Annotated in this window: 1 protein-coding gene; it reads right to left on the reverse strand. The window is 44.0% G+C overall.

Features of this window, described 5'->3' with window-relative positions:
* Nucleotides 1–155: 155 nt before the first annotated feature.
* Nucleotides 156–432: hypothetical protein (locus GHO03_RS25420; protein ID WP_218574336.1), on the reverse strand; the 277-nt coding region annotated here is incomplete at its 5' end.

Genomic DNA, 432 nt, shown 5'->3' on the forward strand with positions numbered 1-432 from the left:
CCTTGTATTAACTTACCATTTACCCCTTAAAGTGCAAATTTTAAGGGGTTTTGTTTTTTGAGGGGGCATTGGGCAAGATGGATATTGGTTCTGAATAGACTTGTTGCGTATTACATCAAGCAAGCCCCTAACCATGATAAGGGGCTTTTTTGCTTCTACTTATTGGAAAGGATTTTCTTAGCGGCACCAACAATTTCACGTAATGCCTCCTCATCTGCCTGATAAGCAATGTCACAAAGGTCATGCCGAAGGTTTGAACTCGTCAGAGCAGGTTGTTCCTGGCTCACGAAAAACAAATCCAGTGAAGCGCTCAGAGCAAGCGAGATTTGCTCTAAAACCTCAATGCTTGGGGCGTATTGTAGTGGTCTAATGAAACCGGACACCCTTTTAGGCGAGAATACTCGCCAGATCGAGGTGTCAGATGACCAAACA

The sequence above is a fragment of the Pseudomonas sp. FSL R10-1339 genome, from assembly GCF_009600545.1.
In the GTDB taxonomy this organism is placed as follows: domain Bacteria; phylum Pseudomonadota; class Gammaproteobacteria; order Pseudomonadales; family Pseudomonadaceae; genus Aquipseudomonas; species Aquipseudomonas bubulae.